At 67.6% G+C, this 19,054-nt stretch carries 15 protein-coding genes; 12 read left to right on the top strand and 3 right to left on the bottom strand.

The annotated features are described in order from the left end of the window. Positions 1-38 precede the first annotated feature (38 nt). Positions 39-4,262, bottom strand: coding sequence for a beta strand repeat-containing protein (locus tag IEW24_RS27685; protein ID WP_188584158.1), 4,224 nt, complete (start codon positions 4,260-4,262; stop codon positions 39-41). Positions 4,263-5,090: 828 nt separating this feature from the next. On the opposite strand from IEW24_RS27685, the gene IEW24_RS27680 reads away from it, so the two are divergent. Beyond that, positions 5,091-5,369, top strand: a complete 279-nt coding sequence (locus IEW24_RS27680; RefSeq protein WP_244644710.1) for a hypothetical protein — start codon at positions 5,091-5,093, stop codon at positions 5,367-5,369. A 155-nt stretch (positions 5,370-5,524) separates the two neighbouring features. Here the strand turns inward: IEW24_RS27680 and IEW24_RS27675 are convergent, their stop codons facing one another. Further along, positions 5,525-6,334, bottom strand: a complete 810-nt coding sequence (locus tag IEW24_RS27675; RefSeq protein ID WP_188584157.1) for a 4'-phosphopantetheinyl transferase family protein — start codon at positions 6,332-6,334, stop codon at positions 5,525-5,527. Between the two features lie 228 nt (positions 6,335-6,562). Here IEW24_RS27675 and IEW24_RS27670 point away from each other — a divergent pair, with 228 nt between their 5' ends. From IEW24_RS27670 to IEW24_RS27650, 5 genes are all read left to right on the top strand, one after another. Continuing rightward, complete coding sequence (locus tag IEW24_RS27670; protein ID WP_188584156.1) at positions 6,563-6,781, top strand: hypothetical protein; 219 nt, start codon at positions 6,563-6,565, stop codon at positions 6,779-6,781. Between the two features lie 194 nt (positions 6,782-6,975). Then, positions 6,976-8,718 (top strand): alkaline phosphatase, encoded by a 1,743-nt coding sequence (locus IEW24_RS27665; protein WP_188584155.1) that lies wholly within the window; start codon positions 6,976-6,978, stop codon positions 8,716-8,718. Between the two features lie 135 nt (positions 8,719-8,853). Continuing rightward, positions 8,854-9,306, top strand: a complete 453-nt coding sequence (locus IEW24_RS27660) for a hypothetical protein (RefSeq protein WP_188584154.1) — start codon at positions 8,854-8,856, stop codon at positions 9,304-9,306. A gap of 3 nt (positions 9,307-9,309) precedes the next feature. Continuing rightward, positions 9,310-9,972 (top strand): ABC transporter ATP-binding protein, encoded by a 663-nt coding sequence (locus tag IEW24_RS27655; RefSeq protein ID WP_188584153.1) that lies wholly within the window; start codon positions 9,310-9,312, stop codon positions 9,970-9,972. An 8-nt stretch (positions 9,973-9,980) separates the two neighbouring features. Further along, positions 9,981-11,252, top strand: a complete 1,272-nt coding sequence (locus tag IEW24_RS27650) for an ABC transporter permease (RefSeq protein ID WP_188584152.1) — start codon at positions 9,981-9,983, stop codon at positions 11,250-11,252. Between the two features lie 6 nt (positions 11,253-11,258). On the opposite strand, the gene IEW24_RS27645 is transcribed toward IEW24_RS27650, so the two are convergent. Then, complete coding sequence (locus IEW24_RS27645) at positions 11,259-12,020, bottom strand: IclR family transcriptional regulator (RefSeq protein ID WP_188584151.1); 762 nt, start codon at positions 12,018-12,020, stop codon at positions 11,259-11,261. A 156-nt stretch (positions 12,021-12,176) separates the two neighbouring features. Between IEW24_RS27645 and IEW24_RS27640 the strand changes: the two genes are divergently transcribed. The 6 genes from IEW24_RS27640 to IEW24_RS27615 all read left to right on the top strand — a co-directional run bounded on the left by IEW24_RS27640 (position 12,177) and on the right by IEW24_RS27615 (position 18,975). Next, a complete protein-coding gene (locus IEW24_RS27640) occupies positions 12,177-13,148 on the top strand; it encodes an ABC transporter substrate-binding protein (RefSeq protein WP_188584150.1) in 972 nt (323 codons plus the stop codon). A gap of 129 nt (positions 13,149-13,277) precedes the next feature. Beyond that, a complete protein-coding gene (locus IEW24_RS27635; protein WP_188584149.1) occupies positions 13,278-14,381 on the top strand; it encodes a CobW family GTP-binding protein in 1,104 nt (367 codons plus the stop codon). A 30-nt stretch (positions 14,382-14,411) separates the two neighbouring features. Beyond that, complete coding sequence (locus tag IEW24_RS27630) at positions 14,412-15,824, top strand: dihydroorotase (RefSeq protein ID WP_188584148.1); 1,413 nt, start codon at positions 14,412-14,414, stop codon at positions 15,822-15,824. A 4-nt stretch (positions 15,825-15,828) separates the two neighbouring features. After that, the gene (locus tag IEW24_RS27625) at positions 15,829-16,614 is read left to right on the top strand and encodes an ABC transporter permease (protein WP_188584147.1); all 786 of its coding nucleotides are present in this window, start codon (positions 15,829-15,831) and stop codon (positions 16,612-16,614) included. Continuing rightward, on the top strand, positions 16,614-17,420 hold the full coding sequence (locus tag IEW24_RS27620) for an ABC transporter ATP-binding protein (protein ID WP_188584146.1): 807 nt from the start codon (positions 16,614-16,616) through the stop codon (positions 17,418-17,420). The genes IEW24_RS27625 and IEW24_RS27620 overlap by 1 nt, the downstream gene beginning before the upstream one ends. Positions 17,421-17,883: 463 nt before the next feature. After that, positions 17,884-18,975: an SMP-30/gluconolactonase/LRE family protein gene (locus tag IEW24_RS27615; RefSeq protein WP_188584145.1), complete on the top strand. Its 1,092-nt coding sequence runs from the start codon at positions 17,884-17,886 to the stop codon at positions 18,973-18,975. The last annotated feature ends 79 nt before the right edge of the window (positions 18,976-19,054 follow it).

The following is a 19,054-nucleotide window of genomic DNA, read 5'->3' as shown; positions in this document are numbered from 1 at the left end:
GGCGAGCGAGCCATTCTGGAGTGTGCCGCCATTGATCGTCAGCGCATTGACGGTCTGTGCCAGGCCGTTGAGGTCCAGCGTGGCCCCGGCCCCATGGTGGTGGCACTGGAGGCGCTCAGCGCGTTGGCCGTGCTGGCCGTCAGGACTGCACCGATGATCGTGGTCGCGCCCGTATAGGCATTGGTACCGGTGAGCGTCGTGGTGCCGGCGCTCGCATTGAGCGAGGCCGTGCCCGACAGGCCGGAGATGGTGCCGCCGGTGGAGGCGATGGCGCCGGTGAGCGCGCCGTTGGTCAGCGTGCCGCCGTTCAGCGCCACCGCATTCACCGTCTGTGCGAAGCCGCCCAGATTGAGCGTCGCCCCGGCGCCGATGCTGGTGGCGCTCGATGCGCTCAGCGCATTCGCCGCGCCCGCCAGAACGGTGCCGCCGACGATGCTGGTGGCGCCCGTATAGGCGTTGGTGCCGGTGAGCGTCGTCGTACCGGCGCTCGCGGAGAGCGAGGCGGTGCCCGACAGATTGGAGATGGCGCCGCCGGTGGAGCTGACAGCGCCGGTGAGCACGCCGTTGGTCAGCGTGCCGCCGGTCAGTGTCACCGCATTCACGGTCTGGGCGAAGCCACCCAGATTGAGCGTGCCGCCCGCGCTGATGGTGGTGGCGCTGGTGGCACTCAACGCATTGGCCGCACCACCCTGCAAGGTGCCGCCGACGATGCTGGTGGCGCCGCTATAGAGATTGGTGCCGGTGAGCACGGTGGTGCCCGCGTTCACTGCCAGCGAGGCCGTGCCCGACAGATTGGAGATGGCGCCGCCGGCGGTGGTGACGGCACCCGTCAGCGTGCCGTTGGTGAGCGTGCCGCCGTTCAGCGCGACGGTGTTCACCGTCTGCGCGAAGCCACCCAGATTGAGCGTGCCGCCCGCATTGATGGTGGTGGCGCTGGTGGCGCTGAGATCGTCCACGCCCGCAGCCGTCAGCGTGCCGCCGCTGATGGTGGTGGCGCCCGTATAGACCGCATCCGTCAGAACCGTGGTGCCGGACGACACGCCCAGCGTCATCGTGCCGCCCACGTTCGTCAGCGCACCGCCGGTGGCGGTCACAGCCCCGGTCAGCGTGCCGTTGGTGAGCGTGCCGCCGGCAAGACTGACCGCGTTGATGGTGGTGGACAGGGCGTTGAGGTTGAGCTGCCCGCCCGTATTGATGGTGAACAGGCTGTTGGCGCTCGCCGCCGCGGCGTTCGCCAGCACGGCGCTGGCACCGGAATTCAGGGTGGTGCCACCGGTATAGCTGTTGGTGCCGCTCAGGGTCAGCGCCGTGGTGCCGCTGGTGGCGAGGCTGGCGGTGCCGGCGATATTGCTGACCCCGACGGTGCCTTGCGCCGTCACCGCGCCGGCGAGCGTGCCGTTGGTGAGCGTGACGCCGCTGGACGTGCCGTTGAGCGTCAGCGCATTGACCGTCTGCGAGAAGCCGCCGAGATTGACCGTGGCACCGGCCTGTGCGGTCAGCGCGCTGGCCGCGCTGAAGGCGCTGTTGCCGCTGGCGGTGAGCACCACGCCCGCGCCCGAGACGAGGGTGGCACCGCTGTAGCTGTTGGCGCCGCCGAGGGTGGTGGTGCCGGCGGTGGCCGTCAGGCTGGCGGTGCCGGCGATGTCGATGATGGAAGCCGAGCTGGCATTGGCGAGGATACTGCCCGCCAGCGTGCCGTTGCGCACCGTGCCGCCGGCCACGGTGATGCCCGCCGCCGCATTCTGCGAATGGCCACCGAGATTGACCGTGGAGCCGGCACCGACGCTGATGGCGCTGGCCGTGCTCAGCACATTGTCGGCCGAGGCCAGAAGGGTGCTGGCCGCCGAGAGGATGGTGGCGCCGCTATAGGAATTGGTGCCGCTCAGCGTGGTGGTGAGACCGCCCGCCACCGACACGCTGCCCGAACCGCCGAGGCTGGAGATGGTGCCGCCGTTGGAGGTGAGCGCGGTGGTGAGGGAGCCGTTCTGCAGCGTGCCGCCGTTCAGCGTCAGGCTGTTCACCGCCTGCGTGAAGCCGCCCAGATTGAGCACAGCGCCGGTGGCGACCGTGGTGGCGCTGCCGGCACTCAGGGCATTGGCCGACCCCGCCGTCAGCGTGCCGCCGGCGATGCTGGTGGCGCCCGTATAGCTGTTGGTGCCGCTGATCGAGACGCTGCCGGAATTGACGTTCAGCACCGCCGTGCCGGCGATATTGGAGATGGCACCACCCGCCGCATTGACGGTGCCGGTGAGTGTGCCGTTGGTGAGCGTGCCGCCACTGAGGGCAAGCGTGCCCACGGACTGGGAGAAGCCGCCGAGATTGAGCGTGCCACCCGCCGCCACGGTGAGCGCGCCGGCCGATCCCAGCAGGCTGTCCACCAGCGTGGTGACGCTGCCGCCGCTGATGGTAGTGGAGCTGGCGGAAATGCCGCCGAGCAGGGACAGCGTCCCGGTGCCGGTCTTGGCGAAGCTGCCGGAGCCCGCCACGCCGCTGAGCGTGAGACTGGCATCGGCCTGGATGGTGCCGCCGCTGGCACCCAGCGTGATGACGCGGGTGGTGGTGATGCTCGAGGTGGTGCGCAGCGTGCCGCCGTTCAGCGTCAGCGCCAGGCCGAGCGCACCGAGGCTGGCGTCGGAGGCCACAGAGAGCGTGCCGCCGCTGACTGTCCAGGCTGGCGTCAGCAGCGAGGAGCCGGTCAGGGTCCAGGTGCTGGTGCCTTCCTTGGTGAAGGCGGTGACGCCGGAGAACTGCCCGCCGACCGCATTGACCGTCGAGACGTCGAAGCTGCCGTTGGCAGAGCCGCCGAGCGCCAGTGTGGTGACGCCCGCACCAACCACGTTGCCGGTGATGGCATAGCCCGACTGCAGTTCCAGCCGGTTGCCCGTGCCGGAGAAGGTGATGGCATCCGCACGCGTCCCCGCGCCGGACAGGCCGCCCGTGACCGTGCCCGCCAGCGTGATGGTGGCGCTGTTGGCGAGGATGCCCGCGCCCCCGGCACCCGCACTGCCGGCAAGGCCGCTGGCGATGGCGGCACCGCCGCTGCCGCCCGCGCCGCCCGCACCGCCGAGCACCGACGTGCCGGTGGCGATGGTCAGGCTGGTGCCGCTGCCGAGATTGACACCGGTGCCGCCCGCGCCACCGGTCCCGCCCGCGCCGCCTACGGTGAGCGCGCCGCCGCCGGTCCCGCCCGCGCCACCCGCGCCACCACGAACAATACCGGCGCTCTGCAAGGAGAGACTGCCACCGGTGAGCGTGAGGCCGGCCGCGCCCGCGCCGCCACTGCCGCCGATGCCGCCGGCGAGGCCCACCGCTTGTGCCGTACCGCCCGTGCCGCCGCCACCGCCGGCACCGCCGGTCACATTGCCCTGCACCGTCAGCGTGCTGCTGCTGGACACCAGACCGACGCCACCGATTCCGCCCGTCGCCCCCGCGCCGCCCGCGCCGGCCGTGACCGACGTGCCACCGCCGCCGCCGAGGCCACCGGCGCCGCCGGTTACGGTGCCGGTGCTGAGAATGGTCAATGTGCCGTTGGACACGCCCACGCCAAAGGCGCCCGCGCCACCGCCGCCGCCCGTGCCGCCGACACCGACGGCGGACGCACCGCCGAGACCGCCGGCACCGCCGGCACCGCCCGTCACTCCGGCTGAGACGGAATAGACCTGACTGCTACCGCCGAGCACGGCGCCCGCGCCGCCACCGCCACCGCCGCCACCACCGCCGGCCGTGGCCAGCGTGGCAGTGCCCGCGGCGCCGCCATTGCCGCCGAGGCCACCTACGGTGGTGGTCGTGATGGCCTGGGAGGTGGTGACTGACAGCAGGAAGTTGCCGCCACCGCCACCGCCACCGCCGAAGGTGCCCAGCGTACCGGCACCGCCGGCGCCACCATTCATGGCACCGGCGCTACCATTGGAACTCGATCCGCCACCACCGCCGCCGCCACTGCCGGCGCCGGAGGCCGTGACACCGCCGCCGCCGCCGCCGATCCCCAGCCCCACGCCGGCTGCGCCGCCCGCCCCGGTGACGCCGCAGCCGGTGCCCGCGGTCTGGCCCGAGGCATTGTTGCCATCGGGACAGACCGCCAGAGCCGGCGCAGGCCAGACGATGACGGCACAGGTGGTGAGGGCGGTTCCGGCCAGAAGGGCCGCAGTCAGGGAGGCAAAAGCGCGATTGCGACGGCGGGAAGCACCCGACGAAACGGACTGGGACGCGGAAGAAGATGCAGAAGCCTGCAATCCAAACGCTGAAACGGAATACAACGACATCCAGCGATCCCCAGCCTAGACTTCATTTTTCTTCTGCCCGGGCTGGGCAGCTCGTCTCGCTCTTCCGCTAAACGCCGATCTCGCCCCTGCTGATGGCCGATGAAACCCATTCGCCCGAGCCAATAACAAGGCAAGCAAGTGCGTTGCTTCCGAAGTCAGTCTTCGGAAACTGAAGGCAAGACATCTTCCCAAGATCCAATGCCTCGCCAAGCGAGATGCCGGAAACTCAGGACTTTATATGGAGGGCAATAGATTATCCCTACCGACACATCGTGTCGGCCCCCACCGCCCACGACCCCGAAGTGAAGCCTCTCCGGAATCGAACACAGGGAGTTTTGTATATCCGAACGGATGCCGCAACTGTATTTTGGCTATCGCCAGAAATGCAACCGACTACATTTCAAGAAATGTTTGTGGTCCAAATGTATGGGGTTATATACCCCATTTATATAGCTCACTATATTATGTGCATCGCGACACGTGCCGTGGACGAAGCATGGACAACTGCTTCGTCGTCCCAGAAAAGCGTTGAAGGAAAACGGACTGGTCCGCCTTGCGCTGCCGCGACATTCTGATCAGCTGCGGCGGTGTGCTCCGCTGTTCTGGTACGGGAGCAAGCGGAACATTCCCTTCCCTGCCTCCTGCCGGGGCAGCCAAGCCTCCACCATGCGCCCGCTCAAATTCCCGCGAGTGTGGCCGCCGGGATACGGTTGCGCGTGCGCGCAGGAGGAGGACACCACGCGCGCTTGCTTCCAGTGTGCATCAGCCGTGCGGGGGCCCGGCTGTACGGCGAGGAATGCGGGCGCGCCCGCTCAATAGGGGGACTTCATGAAATCTCTGGCACTGGTGGCTGCTCTCGCCACTCTCATTCCGGTTACGGTCACGTCCGTCCATGCGCAGCAGACGTCCGATGACGTGAAATGGATCACGCAATGCGTGAGCGACAATAAGGACGAGGGCCAGACCGCGCCGGTCGTCCTCACCTATTGCACCTGCATGAACAACAAGATGTCGTCGAACGAGACGCGCTCCATCACGCAGTGGGAAAAGGCCAATCCCCGCACCATGGAAGCCTGCAGCCAGGAGGCTGGCTGGAAGGGTCGCTAGGCAGCCCGCCACACAGGCCACGCCTCCCGATCCTGAGGCGGCACCGTGGCGGCTTTCCGACACCCGCCATGGTGCCGTCTCATCTTCTCGTACTCACTTGTATGATGCCCCGCGATCACCGATCACCGATCGTCGCACATCGGGATCGTCCCGGCTCATCGCAGCGCCGTACTGCGCAGGATCCGGCAAGGTGCCTCCTCGAAGCCGGACAACGGCGTGCCGCGAAACAGATGCGGCTGCCAGACACCCTCTGCCGCCAGCGCAAGCGCCAGGGCATGTTCGCCGCCCGTCTCGATCATCCATAGGCTCCAGTTGTCTGCCCCCGGCCCGGCCTCCCCCGTCTGCTGGAGGGAGAGCCCCGCCGAACCAGAGAAGCCGATGACGAATTCGGTCAAGGGCAGCGCAAGGCCCAGCCCTCGGGCCTTCACGTAGGATTCCTTCAAGGTCCAGAGATTGAAGAAGGATTGCTGACGCGCCTGCGGGGTCATCGCCCGCAGCCAGCCGGCCTCTGCCGGCGCAAAGAAGCGATCCGCCAGATCCTGCGCGGGCGTATCGCCATTGCGCCGCTCCACATCAACGCCCAGCCAGCGCGCGCGCGCCACTGCCATCACCACACGCCCGTCCGTGTGGGACAGGTTGAAATGCAGCACATCCCCGAACAGGCCGCTGATCACCGGCCGCCCATTCGCCATTGTCTCGAACTGCCAGTCGCCCGGCCCGATCTGCGGCGCATAGCGCGACAGGATGGTGCGCACGAGCAGCCGGGCCACCAGGAACTGATGGCGTCGCCGCGCGTGGACGAAACGGCTGCCCCTCGCCTGCTCCGAAGGCGACAGCCAGACGGCCGCAGACGCCAGTTCGGGCGTTGCCGCCACCTCCGTCTCGTCCACCACATAAAGATGCACTGCGCCCGGCGGCAGCGGCCACCCATCGGGTGCGATCCGATCCGATCCGGTGTCAGCCATGTGACCTGCGCCGAAACATCCGCCCTCGCACCAGCCACCTCGCCGTTCCGCCGCTCATCGGCGGTGCCTCACCCTGCCATGGGAAGCGTAGCCCTACCAAGCCCGGCCTCTCCTCCGCCCGGCTTGACGGGAACCCCTCGGACAGGCGGCCGTTGACCTGAGGGGGCCGGTTCTCGCGGCACATGCATGGCCTGCCCCTTTCCCTTCCACAGGCGCAAGGAGCCGGCGATGGCGCATGCGAACAAGAAGCACATGGGAACGGGCACGCAAGGCAAGGGCACAGGAGCCGGAGCACTGGCCGATGTGTTCGAAGACCAGATCCCGCCGAACATGGTCCTGTCCAACCGGGACAAGCAATTGCATTCGCGTACGCGGACCCTCGACAGCAAGACGGTGCAGACCGAGCAGTGGCACGAGCACGACACCAACCGTCTGCCGGAGGAATGACGTCTTCCGCGCCCTGCCCACCATATGGCGGGCAGGGCTATGGCACTCCCTGCTGACCGTCATAAAGATATAATATATCCCATCCAAACCCTTGCGCGAGAACGCGCCCCGCAGCGTGACTGTTCTGCAAAACAGTCACGGCACTGACATCGACTTGGCCTAGGGGAGGAACGCATTTCCCTGGGAGACGTGCGATGCGCAGCCTCATTGCGGCTCTGGCCCTTACCACCGCTTTTGTTTCCGTGGCCGACGCCACCACCATTTACCCGCTGGATCGCGCCACCATCCTCGCCGGCTCGCCCTTCGACCTGAAGGTGGAGTTCGACGGCCAGGTGAAGGCCGGCGACGTCTCCGTCACCATCAACGGCCAGCCGGCCGAAGCGGTGCTGGGCAAGAAGCCGGACTTCATCGAGACGGAAGCGGGCACCACCGCCTCCGCCGTGCTGCTGCGTGCCGCCGCCATCGCCAAACCCGGCTCCTACAAGGTGGAAGCCAAGGCCGGCGCCGAGACCAAGACCGTCACCTGGGACGTCTATGCGACGCCCTCCACCGCCAAGGCGAAGAATGTCATCTTCTTCCTCGCCGACGGCTTCTCGGTGGCGCACCGCACCGGCGCGCGCCTCATGTCCAAGGGCATGACCGAGGGCAAGGCGAACGGCCGGCTCAATATCGACGATTTCGAGCGCATGGCCTTCATCGGCACCTCGTCCACCAACGCCATCGCCACCGACAGCGCCAACACCATGTCGGCCTATATGACCGGCCACAAGACGGCGGTGAACGCGCTCGGCGTCTATGTGGACCGCACCAAGGACACGCTGGACGACCCCAAGGTCGAGACCATCGCCGAGGCCGTGCGCCGGCTCTCGAAGAAGTCGGTGGGCGTCGTCTCCACCGCCGAGCTGGAGGACGCGACCCCGGCCGCCGTGGTCGCCCATACCCGCGCCCGCGCCGACAAGGCCGAGATCGTCGGCATGTTCTACGACGTGAAGCCCGACGTGATGCTGGGCGGCGGCTCCGCCTACTTCCTGCCGAAGACCACGCCCGGCTCCAAGCGCAAGGACGACAAGGACTATATCCAGCTCTTCAAGGATGCGGGCTATACGCTGGCCACCGACAAGGCGGAGCTGGCCGCTGCCGCCGGCACCAACACCGGCAAGATTCTCGGCCTCTTCCATCCGGCCAACATGGACACCATCCTCGACCGCGAGTTCCTGAAGAAGGGCACGGTCGCGAAGTTCCCGAACCAGCCCGGCCTCGTGGAGATGACCAAGGCGGCGCTGAACCAGCTGGCCAAGAATCCGGACGGCTTCTTCCTGATGGTGGAAGGCGCTTCCATCGACAAGATGTCCCATCCCATGGACTGGGAGCGGGCGCTGTTCGAGACCATCGAGTTCGATCAGGCCGTGGGGGTCGGCATCGAGTTCCTGAAGACCCATCCCGACACGCTGATCGTCGTGACCGGCGATCACGCCCATGGCGTCTCCATCATCGGCACCATCGACGACAACAAGCCGGGCACGGACATGCGCGAGAAGGTGGGCGTCTATGCCGACGCCGGCTTCCCGAACTATGAGGACAAGAATGGCGACGGCTTCCCCGACAAGGTGGATGTGACCCGCCGCCTCGCGGTCTTCTCGTCCAACTATCCCGACTATTACGAGACCTGGCGCCCGAAGATGGACGGCCCGTTCGAGCCGGCGGTGCAGAACGAGAAGAAGCAGTACAAGGCCAACGAGCAGTACAAGGACGTGCCCGGCGCCGTGCTGCGCGAGGGCAATCTGCCCCGCTCCGCCGACACCGCCGTGCATGCGGTGGACGACGTGGTGCTGCAGGCCACCGGTGCCGGCGCCGAGGGCTTCAAGGGCTATATGGAAGAGAGCGACGTCTATCGCGTGCTGGTGGATGCCATGGCGCTCGCTCCCGCCAAGGACTGAGGCGAGCACTGGGCGAGGACTGGGCGAGGACTGGGCGAGGACTGACCTGCCGCTCATCTTCTGCCATCATCATGCGGCTCCGGCTCACTGCCGGGGCCGCCACCGTTCGAAGACCGCTCATCGGAACCCGAGGATATGGAGCTGATCTCCCGCCGCAGGATGCTGGCCTCCGCTGCCGCATCCCTCCTCCTGCCCGCGCTCGCGCGCCCGGCAGCGGCGGCAACCGCGCTCGATTTCTCGGAGCTTTACGGCAAGGTGAGCGTGCTCGGCCTCACCTTCTCGGACAAGGTGAAGGCACTGAAGGAAAAGGCCGTCGCCATGCGCGGCTTCATGGCCCCGCCCCTGAAGGCGGAGGCCAATTTCTTCGTGCTGACCGAAATCCCCATGTCGCTCTGCCCCTTCTGCTCCTCGGATGCGGACTGGCCGGACAATATCGTGGTGGTCTATCTCGACCGCGCCCAGACCTTTGAACAGGCCAATGCCCTCATCACCGTGACGGGCAAGCTGGAGGTGGGCTCGTGGACCGATCCGGAGACCGGCTTCGTCAGCCTGTTGCGCCTCACCGGCGCCAGCTTCCGCAAGGCGTGAGGCATGGCCGCTCTGGAGGTGCGCGATCTGGAGGTGCGCTTTGCCGGCCTCGGCCAGCCCGCGCTCGCCATTCCCGAACTTGAACTGGAAGCCGGCGCGCGGGTCGCCGTCACCGGCCCCTCCGGCTGCGGCAAGACCACGCTCCTCAACATGCTCACCGGCCTTGAGTGCGTGCGTCACGGCCACGTCGCCTGGGCAGGCACCGACCTCGCATCGCTCGGCGAAGGCCCGCGCGACCGCTGGCGGGCGGCGCATGTGGGATTGGTGATGCAGGATTTTCACCTGTTCCCCGGCCTCTCGGCGCTGGACAATGTGCTGCTGCCGCAGCGGCTCTCGCGCTGGCGCCTGCCCGCCGGCCTCGCTGACGAGGCGCGGCGGCTGCTCGACCGGGTCGGCCTGCCTGATCCGCGCCAGAAGGCCGAAACGCTCTCGCGCGGGCAGATGCAGCGTGTCGCGGTGGCCCGCGCCCTCCTCGCCCGCCCCGACATCCTGGTTGCCGACGAGCCCACGGCCAGCCTCGATGCGGAGGCCGGCGCGGCGGTGGCGGACCTGCTGCTCGCGCTCGCAGACGAGACCGGCGCCACCCTCATCGTCGCCACCCATGATCCGCGCCTCGCCGGCCGCCTCACCCGCACGCTCCGGCTCGATGCCGGTCGGCTGATCTGAGGCACGGCATGCTCGGCTTCATCGCGGCAGATCTCCGGCGGCACTGGATCGGCGTACTGGCCGTCACGCTCATCATCGCGCTCGCCGTGGCGCTGGGCGTGGTGGTCACGTTGCAGGAGCGGGCGCTGCGCCTCGGCAGCGCGCGGGCGGCACAGGCGTTCGATCTGGTGGTGGGCGCACCGGGCAGCGAGACCCAGCTCGTGCTCTCCGCCGTCTTCCTGCAGGCGGCGCCCCTGCCGCTCATGGAGGGCGACGTGCTGGCCGGACTGATCGCCGATCCCCGCGTCGCATGGGCAGCCCCGGTGGGCTTCGGCGATTTTGTGGACGACCATCCCATCGTCGGCACCACGCAACAGCTGGTCGGCGGCCTCGGGCGGCTGGTGGAGGGCCGCACCTTCGCCAAGCTCGACGAGGCCATTATCGGCGCCGCCGTGCCCAAGGAGATGGACGCGCGCTTCCATCCCATGCACGGCCAGCCGCAGGGGCCGGCGGAAGTGCATGGCGGCATCAGCTATCGCGTGGTGGGGCGGATGGCCGCGACCGGAACGCCGTGGGACCGCGCGGTGCTGGTGCCCATCGAGGCGGTGTGGCGGGTGCACGGGCACGGCGCGGACGCCGGCCACGACCATGATCACGACGCCGCCCCCAAGCCGCGCGGCATGGCCGAGGCCCGCCAGCAGCACCGTGACTTCGCGCCCGATCTCGATGCCCCCATTAATCCCGCGGCTCTGTCGGAAGCGCATGCGCCCGGCCTGCCCGCCATCGTGGTGAAGCCGAAGACCATTGCGGATGCCTACAAGCTGCGCCGCGACTACCGCTCCGCCCATACGGTGGCGGTCTTCCCCGCCGAGGTGCTGACCCGCCTCTATGGCACGCTGGGCGATGCCCGGCAGGTGATCGCGCTGGTGGCCTATGGCGCGCAGGCTCTGGTGGGCGCCGCCATCCTGCTGGTGGTGGTCATCCATGTGCTCCAGCGCCGCCGGCAGATCGGCGCGCTGCGCGCCTTCGGGGCACCGCGCGCGGCGGTCTTCGCCATCGTCTGGCTGGAAGTGCTGACCCTGCTCGGCACCGGCATGCTCGCCGGCTTCGCCCTCGGCTATGCCGCCGCCCGGCTGGTGTCGCGCGTTGTTGAGACGGCCAGCGGCATCGCGTTGCCCGTGATCGCCACGCCCACTGACGCGGGCGCGCTGATCGGCCTGTTCGCGGTCGGCGCGCTGGTGGCCATCATTCCGGCCCTGCTCGCCTATCGCCAGTCACCCGCCGCCGCTTTGCGCGGATAGGCGACGTCAGCGCGCCACGAAGGTTCCGCCTTCCGCCACCGCCTCGGAGATGTGCTGCGCGGCGGCGACGATGGCATCGCGGAACTGTTCCGGGGCTCCGTCCTTCAGCTCGGCGCTGTCGAACACGAGACTGATCCCCGCGATCACCTGCTTGTTCACCAGCACCGGAGCGGCGATGCCGCAGCGCCCCTCCGCCACTTCCGACACGGTGGCGACGAAGCCGGCCTTGCGGATTTCCCGCACCTCGGCCTTGAACGCCTTCCAGTCCGGCAGCTTCAGGCGGGCGCGGATGGTGGTCTCATTGTCGAGATAGATGCGCTTGAGCGCCCGATCATCCAGATGCGCCAGAACCACCTTGGACGAGGCGCCCACGAACAGCGGCATGGCAACGCCGCGCTCATAGGTGGTGGAGGGATGCGGTGCCGCGCCATGCTCCTGATGCACGCACATCACCGTGTCCCGATAGCGCCGGCACAGAATCGCGGTGGCGCTCTGCGTGGTGTCCTCCAGCAGGCGATGCATGGTCTGGGAGGCGATGGGGATCAGCGGATCGCTCTGCCGCAGCAGCCGATCATACTCGATGAAGGCCGGACCCAGCACATAGCCGGCCCCCGTCACCGGATCGAGGAAGCCCGCCCGGCTGAGATCCTGCACGTCGCGATAGGCCGAGCTTTGGGAAACGCCCATCTCACGCGCGATCCCTTCCACGGTCCACGGCCCGGAATCCCGCCGGAACAAGCTCAGAACCTGAAGAATACGACTGGCCACGCCCCCTCCACCAAATGATACATTGTCTCACTAGATGAGAATTAGCAAAAATCTCACATACTGAGAATATCGCTTGAATTTGATCTTGAACAGCGTTTAGCTGACGGCAAGTCGCGCATTGAGACGCAGCACCCTCCCTTCCGTTTGGAGTACCTCATGCAACGCCTGTTTGCCGCCTTGCTCTCCGCTACGTTTGCGTTCGCCCCCATTGCCGCGGCCCACGCCCAATCCACCAAGACCGAAGTGAAGGTCGCCATGCTGGCGCCCAGCGCCCTCCTGTGGCTGCACGCCATCGCCGATCAGGAAGGCTTCTATGCCAAGCATAACCTGACCATCCGTGAACTGCGCGCCTCCGACAGCCCGGCCCTCATGCAGGCCGTGGCCTCGGGCAGCGCGGATGCCGGCATCGGTCTGGGCGACCTTGCCGTGCGCGCCATCGACAAGGGTGCCTCGCTGGTGATCGCCGGTGCAGTACTCGACAAGACCATCCTGCGGCTCTACGGCGCCAAGTCCGCCACCTCCATCAAGGATCTGGCCGGCAAGCCGCTGACCGCCGGCGCGGTGCGCGGCGGCACCGCCAATCTGCTGAAGTATCAGCTCCAGGCGGCCGGCGTGGACCCCAAGGGCGTGCAGATGGTCTCCATCGCCAATTCCCGCGACCGCATCATCGCCATGGGCAACGGCCAGGTGGCCGGCGCACTGCTGATCGCTCCGTTCGACACGCTCGCCGGTCGCGAGGGCGCCAACCTGCTGGACGTCTATCGCGAGCCCTATGTGCAGACGCCGCTGGTGCTCAACAAGGACTGGGCCAAGGCCAACCGCGAGACCGCCATCGCGCTGACGCAGGCGCTGAAGGAGGCCGCCGCCTTCATCAACAACCCGGCCAACAAGGAAGCCGCCATCTCCGTGCTGGCGCGCTACACCAAGACCGACCGCGACGTGTGCGAGGACAGCTACAACTTCATCGTGAAGGAGCAGAAGGCGATCCCCGCCGATCTGTCCGTGCCGGCCGCCGGCCTTGAGAACCTCTACAAGATCGACGCGGCCGTGAGCGGCGGCGAGGCCCCGCCCGCCCCCGCCTTCGAGCTGAGCCGCTATTACGACCCGAGCTTCATCGCCGGCAAGTAAGTCGCGCTGAGCACAAGCTCAGAACCGAACCGCCCCATCGGCCGCCCGCACGGCCCGATTTGAAGACCCCGTCTTCCCGCCCGGCCGCAAGGCCGGGCGCCGGGAGCGGCTTGCCTGAAGGTTGACGCCATGTCCGACAGCGCACACCCCAATGACGACCGCACGCCGGTCACGCTGCTCACCGGCTTTCTCGGCAGCGGCAAGACCACGCTGCTCAACGGCTGGCTGAAGGATCCGGCGCTGGCCGACGCGGCGGTGATCGTGAACGAGTTCGGCGATGTGGGCATCGACCATGCGCTGATCGCGGAAAGCTCCGACAACACCATCGAGCTGTCCACCGGCTGCCTCTGCTGCACCGTGCGCGGCGATCTCGTGGAGACGCTGCGCGACCTCGCCGACAAACGGGCGCGCGGTGCCGTCACGCGCTTCTCGCGCGTCATCATCGAGACCACCGGCCTTGCCGATCCCGCGCCCGTCATCCAGGCGCTCATCACCTTCCCCGTGGCCCGCGCCTACCGGCTTGGCCGCGTGGTGACGGTGGTGGACGGCGTGCAGGGCCTCGACACGCTGGAGCGCCATCCCGAGGCGCGCCGGCAGGCGGCGGTGGCCGACGTCATCGTCATCACCAAAACCGATCTGCGCCCCCGCGACCTGCCGGCGCTGGAAGCCCGGCTGCGGGCCGATGCCCCCGGCGCCCGCCAGCACAAGGCGAAGCTCGGCGCGGCGCCTGCCGCCACTTTGCTCGACAGCGTCGATCCCTACGACCCCGCTACCAAGCCCGCCGACGTCCTCGACTGGCTGAATGCCGAGGCGGAGGAGGGCAAGGGCCACGATCACGACCATGGGCACCACCATGGCCACCACCATGACGACCACGCCCACGGCCACCATCACGACGTGAACCGCCATTCGGCGGACATCGGCTCCTTCTCGCTCCAGTTCGACGAGCCCCTGCATTGGGAACATGTCGCCAACTGGCTCGATGCGCTGGTGGTGGCCCATGGCACCGACCTGCTGCGGGTGAAGGGCATCCTTCACATCGTCGGCCGCGAGAAGCCCATCGTCGTGCAGGCGGTGCAGCATCTGTTCTCGCCGCCCGCAGAGCTGAGTGCCTGGCCCGAGGGCGAGGCCCGCTCGCGCATCGTCTTCATCACCAAGGGCCTGTCCCGCGCCTTCGTCACCGAGGTGCTCGACGTGATCCGCACCCGCCCCATTCCCAACGCCGCGGCCTGACGCCGCCCACCTTTCGCTCAGGAGAGTGTCATGGATACCATTATCAAGAACGGCCTCATCATCACCGCCGACGGACGCTTCGAAGGCTCCATCGGCATCAAGGACGGCGCCATCGCCGCCCTCTTCGAGCCCGGCGCCGAGCCGTCCGCGGCCGAGGTGATCGATGCCAAGGGCCTCGCCATCCTGCCTGGCGTCATCGACATGCACTCGCATCACCGCGAGGGCTCGCTGCCGGGCTTCGAATACAAGGACACCATCTACACCTCGACCCAGCAGTGCGCCGCCGGCGGCGTCACCACCTCGGTCGCCATGCCCAACGTGACCCCGCCGCCGAACACCATGGAGCTGCTGGAGAAGCAGTTCGCCATCTACGAGACCGACGCGGTGGTGGACTGGAACTTCAACCCGGCCCCGACCATCATCGAGGAAGTGCCGGCCATGTCCGAGACGGGCATCGCCGCGTACAAGTTCTTCATGGTGGTGGACACCGGCCGCTCCTATCCGCACATGCCCGGCATCGGCGTGCACGATCACGGCCGCATCCTCGAGATCATGAAGGCCTGCGCCGCGCAGGACGTGCCCCTGATGGTGCATCCGCATGATCAGGCGCTCATGGACGTGATCGAGAAGGAATACTGGGATCGCGGCGAGCGCGACGCCCTCGCTTACGCCAAGGCCTATGCCGCCCATGACGGCGTGATCTGGGAAACCGCCATCGCCACCCTGCTGCGCCTGCAGCGCGCGGCCGGCTGCCACCTGCACATCCTGCACACCCAGACCGCCGGCTCGGTGCAGCTCATCCGCGAGGCCAAGGCCGCCGGCCAGAAGATCACCTGCGAGATCAATCCGTGGGCGCTGTTCCTCGGCTGCGAATGGTCCGCCATCCAGCGCCTCGGCTCCTACGCCCTCTCCTACTGGGTGCCGGAGAAGAACGTGCCCGGCCTGTGGCAGGGCCTGAACGACGGCACCATCGACATCATCGCCACCGACCATGCGCCGCATCTGAAGGAAGAGAAGGAAATCGGCTGGACCGACGGCTGGAAGGCCCACACCGGCACCCCGTCCACCCAGTTCTATCTCTCCATGTTCCTGACCGCCGCGCAGGACGGCAAGATCCCGCTGGAGCGCGTGGTGGAAGCCACGTCCACCGGCCCGGCCCGCCTGTTCCGCCTTGACCGGAAGGGCGAGATCCGGCCCGGTTTCGACGCCGATCTGGTGCTGGTGGATCTGGAGAAGGAATACGAGATCCGCGACGAAGACGTGCTGTCCATGATCGGCTGGAGCCCCTATGCGGGCCGCACCTTCAAGGCCAAGCCGGTGCGCACCATCCTGCGCGGCAAGACCATCTATGTGGACGGCAAGGTGGTCGGCGAGAAGGGCTACGGCAAGCAGGCCGTCTCCACCGCGCGCCACGCCAACAAGACCGCAGCCGCGGCGGAATGAGCTGATGCGCTCCTTCATGGACTTCATCGAGGGGCCGACGCGCACGGCCTCTCTCGCACGCTTCATGCTCTGCGCGATCTGCGTGCTTGGCCTGTGGCAGGTGCTGGCGACCTACGTGGTCACTAACCGCCTGCTGCTGGTCCCGCCCATGGACGTGGCCCGGGCACTCAGGACCGAAGGGGTGAGCGGCGCGCTGTGGACCAACGCGCTCGCGACCGTGAGCGCGGTTGCGGCGGCCTTCCCCATCGCCGTGGTGCTGGGCGTGGGCATCGGTCTTGCGCTCGCCTCCAGCCGCTTCCTCGCCCTCACCGTTGGTCCGATGCTCACCGCGTTGAACTCGGTGCCGGTGGTGGCGCTGGCTCCGCTGTTCATCGCCTGGCTCGGCCTCGGCTTCGCCTCCAAGTTCGTCATCGTGACGATCTTCTCCATCTTCCCCATTCTCGTCACCACCGAGGTGGGCCTGAAGGCCACGGACAAGATCCTCGTGGAGGCGTCCCGCTCCTTCAACGCCTCGCGCTGGCAGATCTTCACCACGGTGACGCTGCCCTTCGCGTTGCCGTTCGTGATCAGCGGCATCCGTGTCGCCTGGGCGCGAGCGCTGGTGGCGATCATCGTGGCGGAATTCTTCGGCTCCTTCGCGGGCTTCGGCTTCGCCATCCTGGCGGCCGGCCAGAGCTTCGATACGGCGACCCTGCTCGCCTACGTCATCGTGCTCGGCGTGCTCGGCCTCGTGGGCAGCATCTTCTTCGAATGGCTGGAGCGCCGGCTGGCACCCTGGAGGCACGAGTGATGGCCAACGCCAAGTCCACGAACGCCTTGTCCATCGAAGGCATCAACAAGGTCTTCGGCCGCCCGGGCAAGCCCACGGTCGAGGCCCTGCGGAACATCGACCTCACCATCAAGGAAGGCGAGTTCGTCTCCATCGTCGGTGCCAGCGGCTCGGGCAAGTCCACGCTGCTGCGCATCATCGACGGCCTCCTGCCCGCCACCTCCGGCGTGGTGAAGGTGAGCGGCGCGCCCGTCACCAAGCCCGGTTCCGACCGGGCCATGGTGTTCCAGCAGGATGCCCTGCTGCCCTGGAAGAGCGTGCGCGACAACGTGGCCTACGGCCTCGTCATCGGCGGCACGCCGAAGCGGGACGCCCATGCCACCGCCATGCGCTTCATCGAGATGGCGGGGCTGAAAGGCTTCGAGCACCATTATCCGCACCAGCTCTCGGGCGGCATGCGCCAGCGCGTGAACGTCGCCCGTGCGCTGGCGGTGAACCCGCGCATCCTGCTGCTGGACGAGCCGTTCGCGGCGCTCGACGCCCAGACGCGCGAGATCATGCAGAGTGAGCTGCTGAACATCTGGCAGAAGAGCAAGACCACGGTCCTGCTCATCACCCACCAGATCGACGAGGCGGTCTATCTGTCCGATCGCGTGGTGGTGTTCTCGGCGCGACCGGGGCAGGTGCGGGAGGAAATCCCGATCCCCCTGCCCCGTCCCCGCGATCTGGAGGTCAAGCGCCATGAGGCCTTCGGGGCGCTGGTGGACAAGATCTGGCACCTGATCGAACACGAGGTGCGCAGCGCGGTGGCCGACAACCGGGCCTGACCCGGCAGCCCCGCCTCGCTCCGAAGCCCGCCGCGCTCCCCCTCCCCCCTTGCGCGGCGGGCTTTTTCTTTTTGCACCACGTCGCCTCTCTTCCGCAGCGAGATTGAGGGCAGGTGCCTCCGCACCGCTAATGCATTAGTGTATTGACCATGCGCAACGCTGCGCTCTATAAAACGTTCGGCTCAGCTGACGTTGGGTCCATTCAAGAAGCGCCGTAACTAACGGCACACATTTTGAGGAAACGCCGGGAGCATCCGCTCACATCCGCAATCCGGTCCATGCGCCCGCCTCACCGCGCGCCTGTGATCCCCGGCAGAACGCGCATCACCCGATGCGTCGCGGGTGGCATGCCCTCCGGTCCATTGCTGCAGGCCGCCGCTCCGCACATGTCGTGCGCCGGGCGACGGCGCATCCCTTCCGGCCGCTCCTCCGGAATGCGGCCGCGATCTCAGGAGCGATCCGCATGTCCGTCACACGCCGCGCACTGCTCACCGCCGCCAGCACCACCCTCGCAGCCACCGCCTTGTCGCGGGTGGCCGGGGCGCAGTCCTTCGCCTTCCAGCCCGCCCAGCGCTATCCCGATCCGGCGGTGCAGATCCTAGATCCGAGTTTTACGAAGTATCGCATCTATTCCAGCACCATCGAGCAGATGGCCTCGGGCTTCCGCTGGGCGGAAGGGCCGGCCTATTTCCCCGAAGGCGGCTATCTGCTGTTCAGCGATATTCCCAACAACCGCATCATGAAGCTGGACGACAAGACCGGCCAGCTCAGCGTATTCCGCGCCGACGCCAATTACGCCAATGGCAATGCCCGCGACCGGCAGGGGCGGCTCGTCACCTGCGAACATTCCGTCACCCGCCGCGTCACCCGCACCGAGACCGACGGCAAGATCACCGTTCTGGCCGACAGCTACAACGGCAAGCGCCTCAACGCGCCCAACGACATCGTGGTGAAGTCCGACAACACCGTCTGGTTCACCGATCCGATCTTCGGCATCAATGGCGAATGGGAAGGCTTCCGGGCCAAGCCCGAGCAGGAGACCACCAACGTCTATCGCATCGGCACTGACGGCAAGCTCACCGCCGTCATCACCGATCTGGTCAACCCGAACGGCCTCGCCTTCTCGCCGGACGAGAAGAAGCTCTATGTGGTGGAATGGAAGGGCACGCCCAACCGCAGCCTCTGGAGCTATGACGTGGGCACGGATGGCGCCGTCTCCAACAAGACCAAGCTCATCGACGCCGCCGATCAGGGCGCACTGGACGGCTTCCGGGTGGATCGCGACGGCAATCTGTGGTGCGGCTGGGGCAGCAACGGCGCGCTCCAGAGCGAGCCCACCGACGTCAACGGCCGCAAGGTCTATGAGCTGAAGGCCAAGCCCGCCGACCTCGACGGGGTGATGGTGTTCAACAAGGACGGCAAGCCGCTGGCCTTCATCCGCCTGCCGGAGCGCTGCGCCAACCTCGCGTTTGGCGGGCCGAAGAACAACCGCCTCTACATGACGGCCTCGCACTCCATCTACGCGCTCTACGTGGAAGCCCACGGGGCGGTGTGAGGGCCACGGCAAACGAAACACGCGGCGGCCCGAGCGCCGTCGCGTGGACGCTGCCTGATCACTGTTTTTCGAAAAAGAG

Origin of the sequence: Azorhizobium oxalatiphilum, assembly GCF_014635325.1 — a bacterium.
GTDB lineage: Bacteria > Pseudomonadota > Alphaproteobacteria > Rhizobiales > Xanthobacteraceae > Azorhizobium > Azorhizobium oxalatiphilum.
Note: the sequence above shows the minus strand (reverse complement) of the source record. Positions and strands in the feature narration are given on the sequence as shown.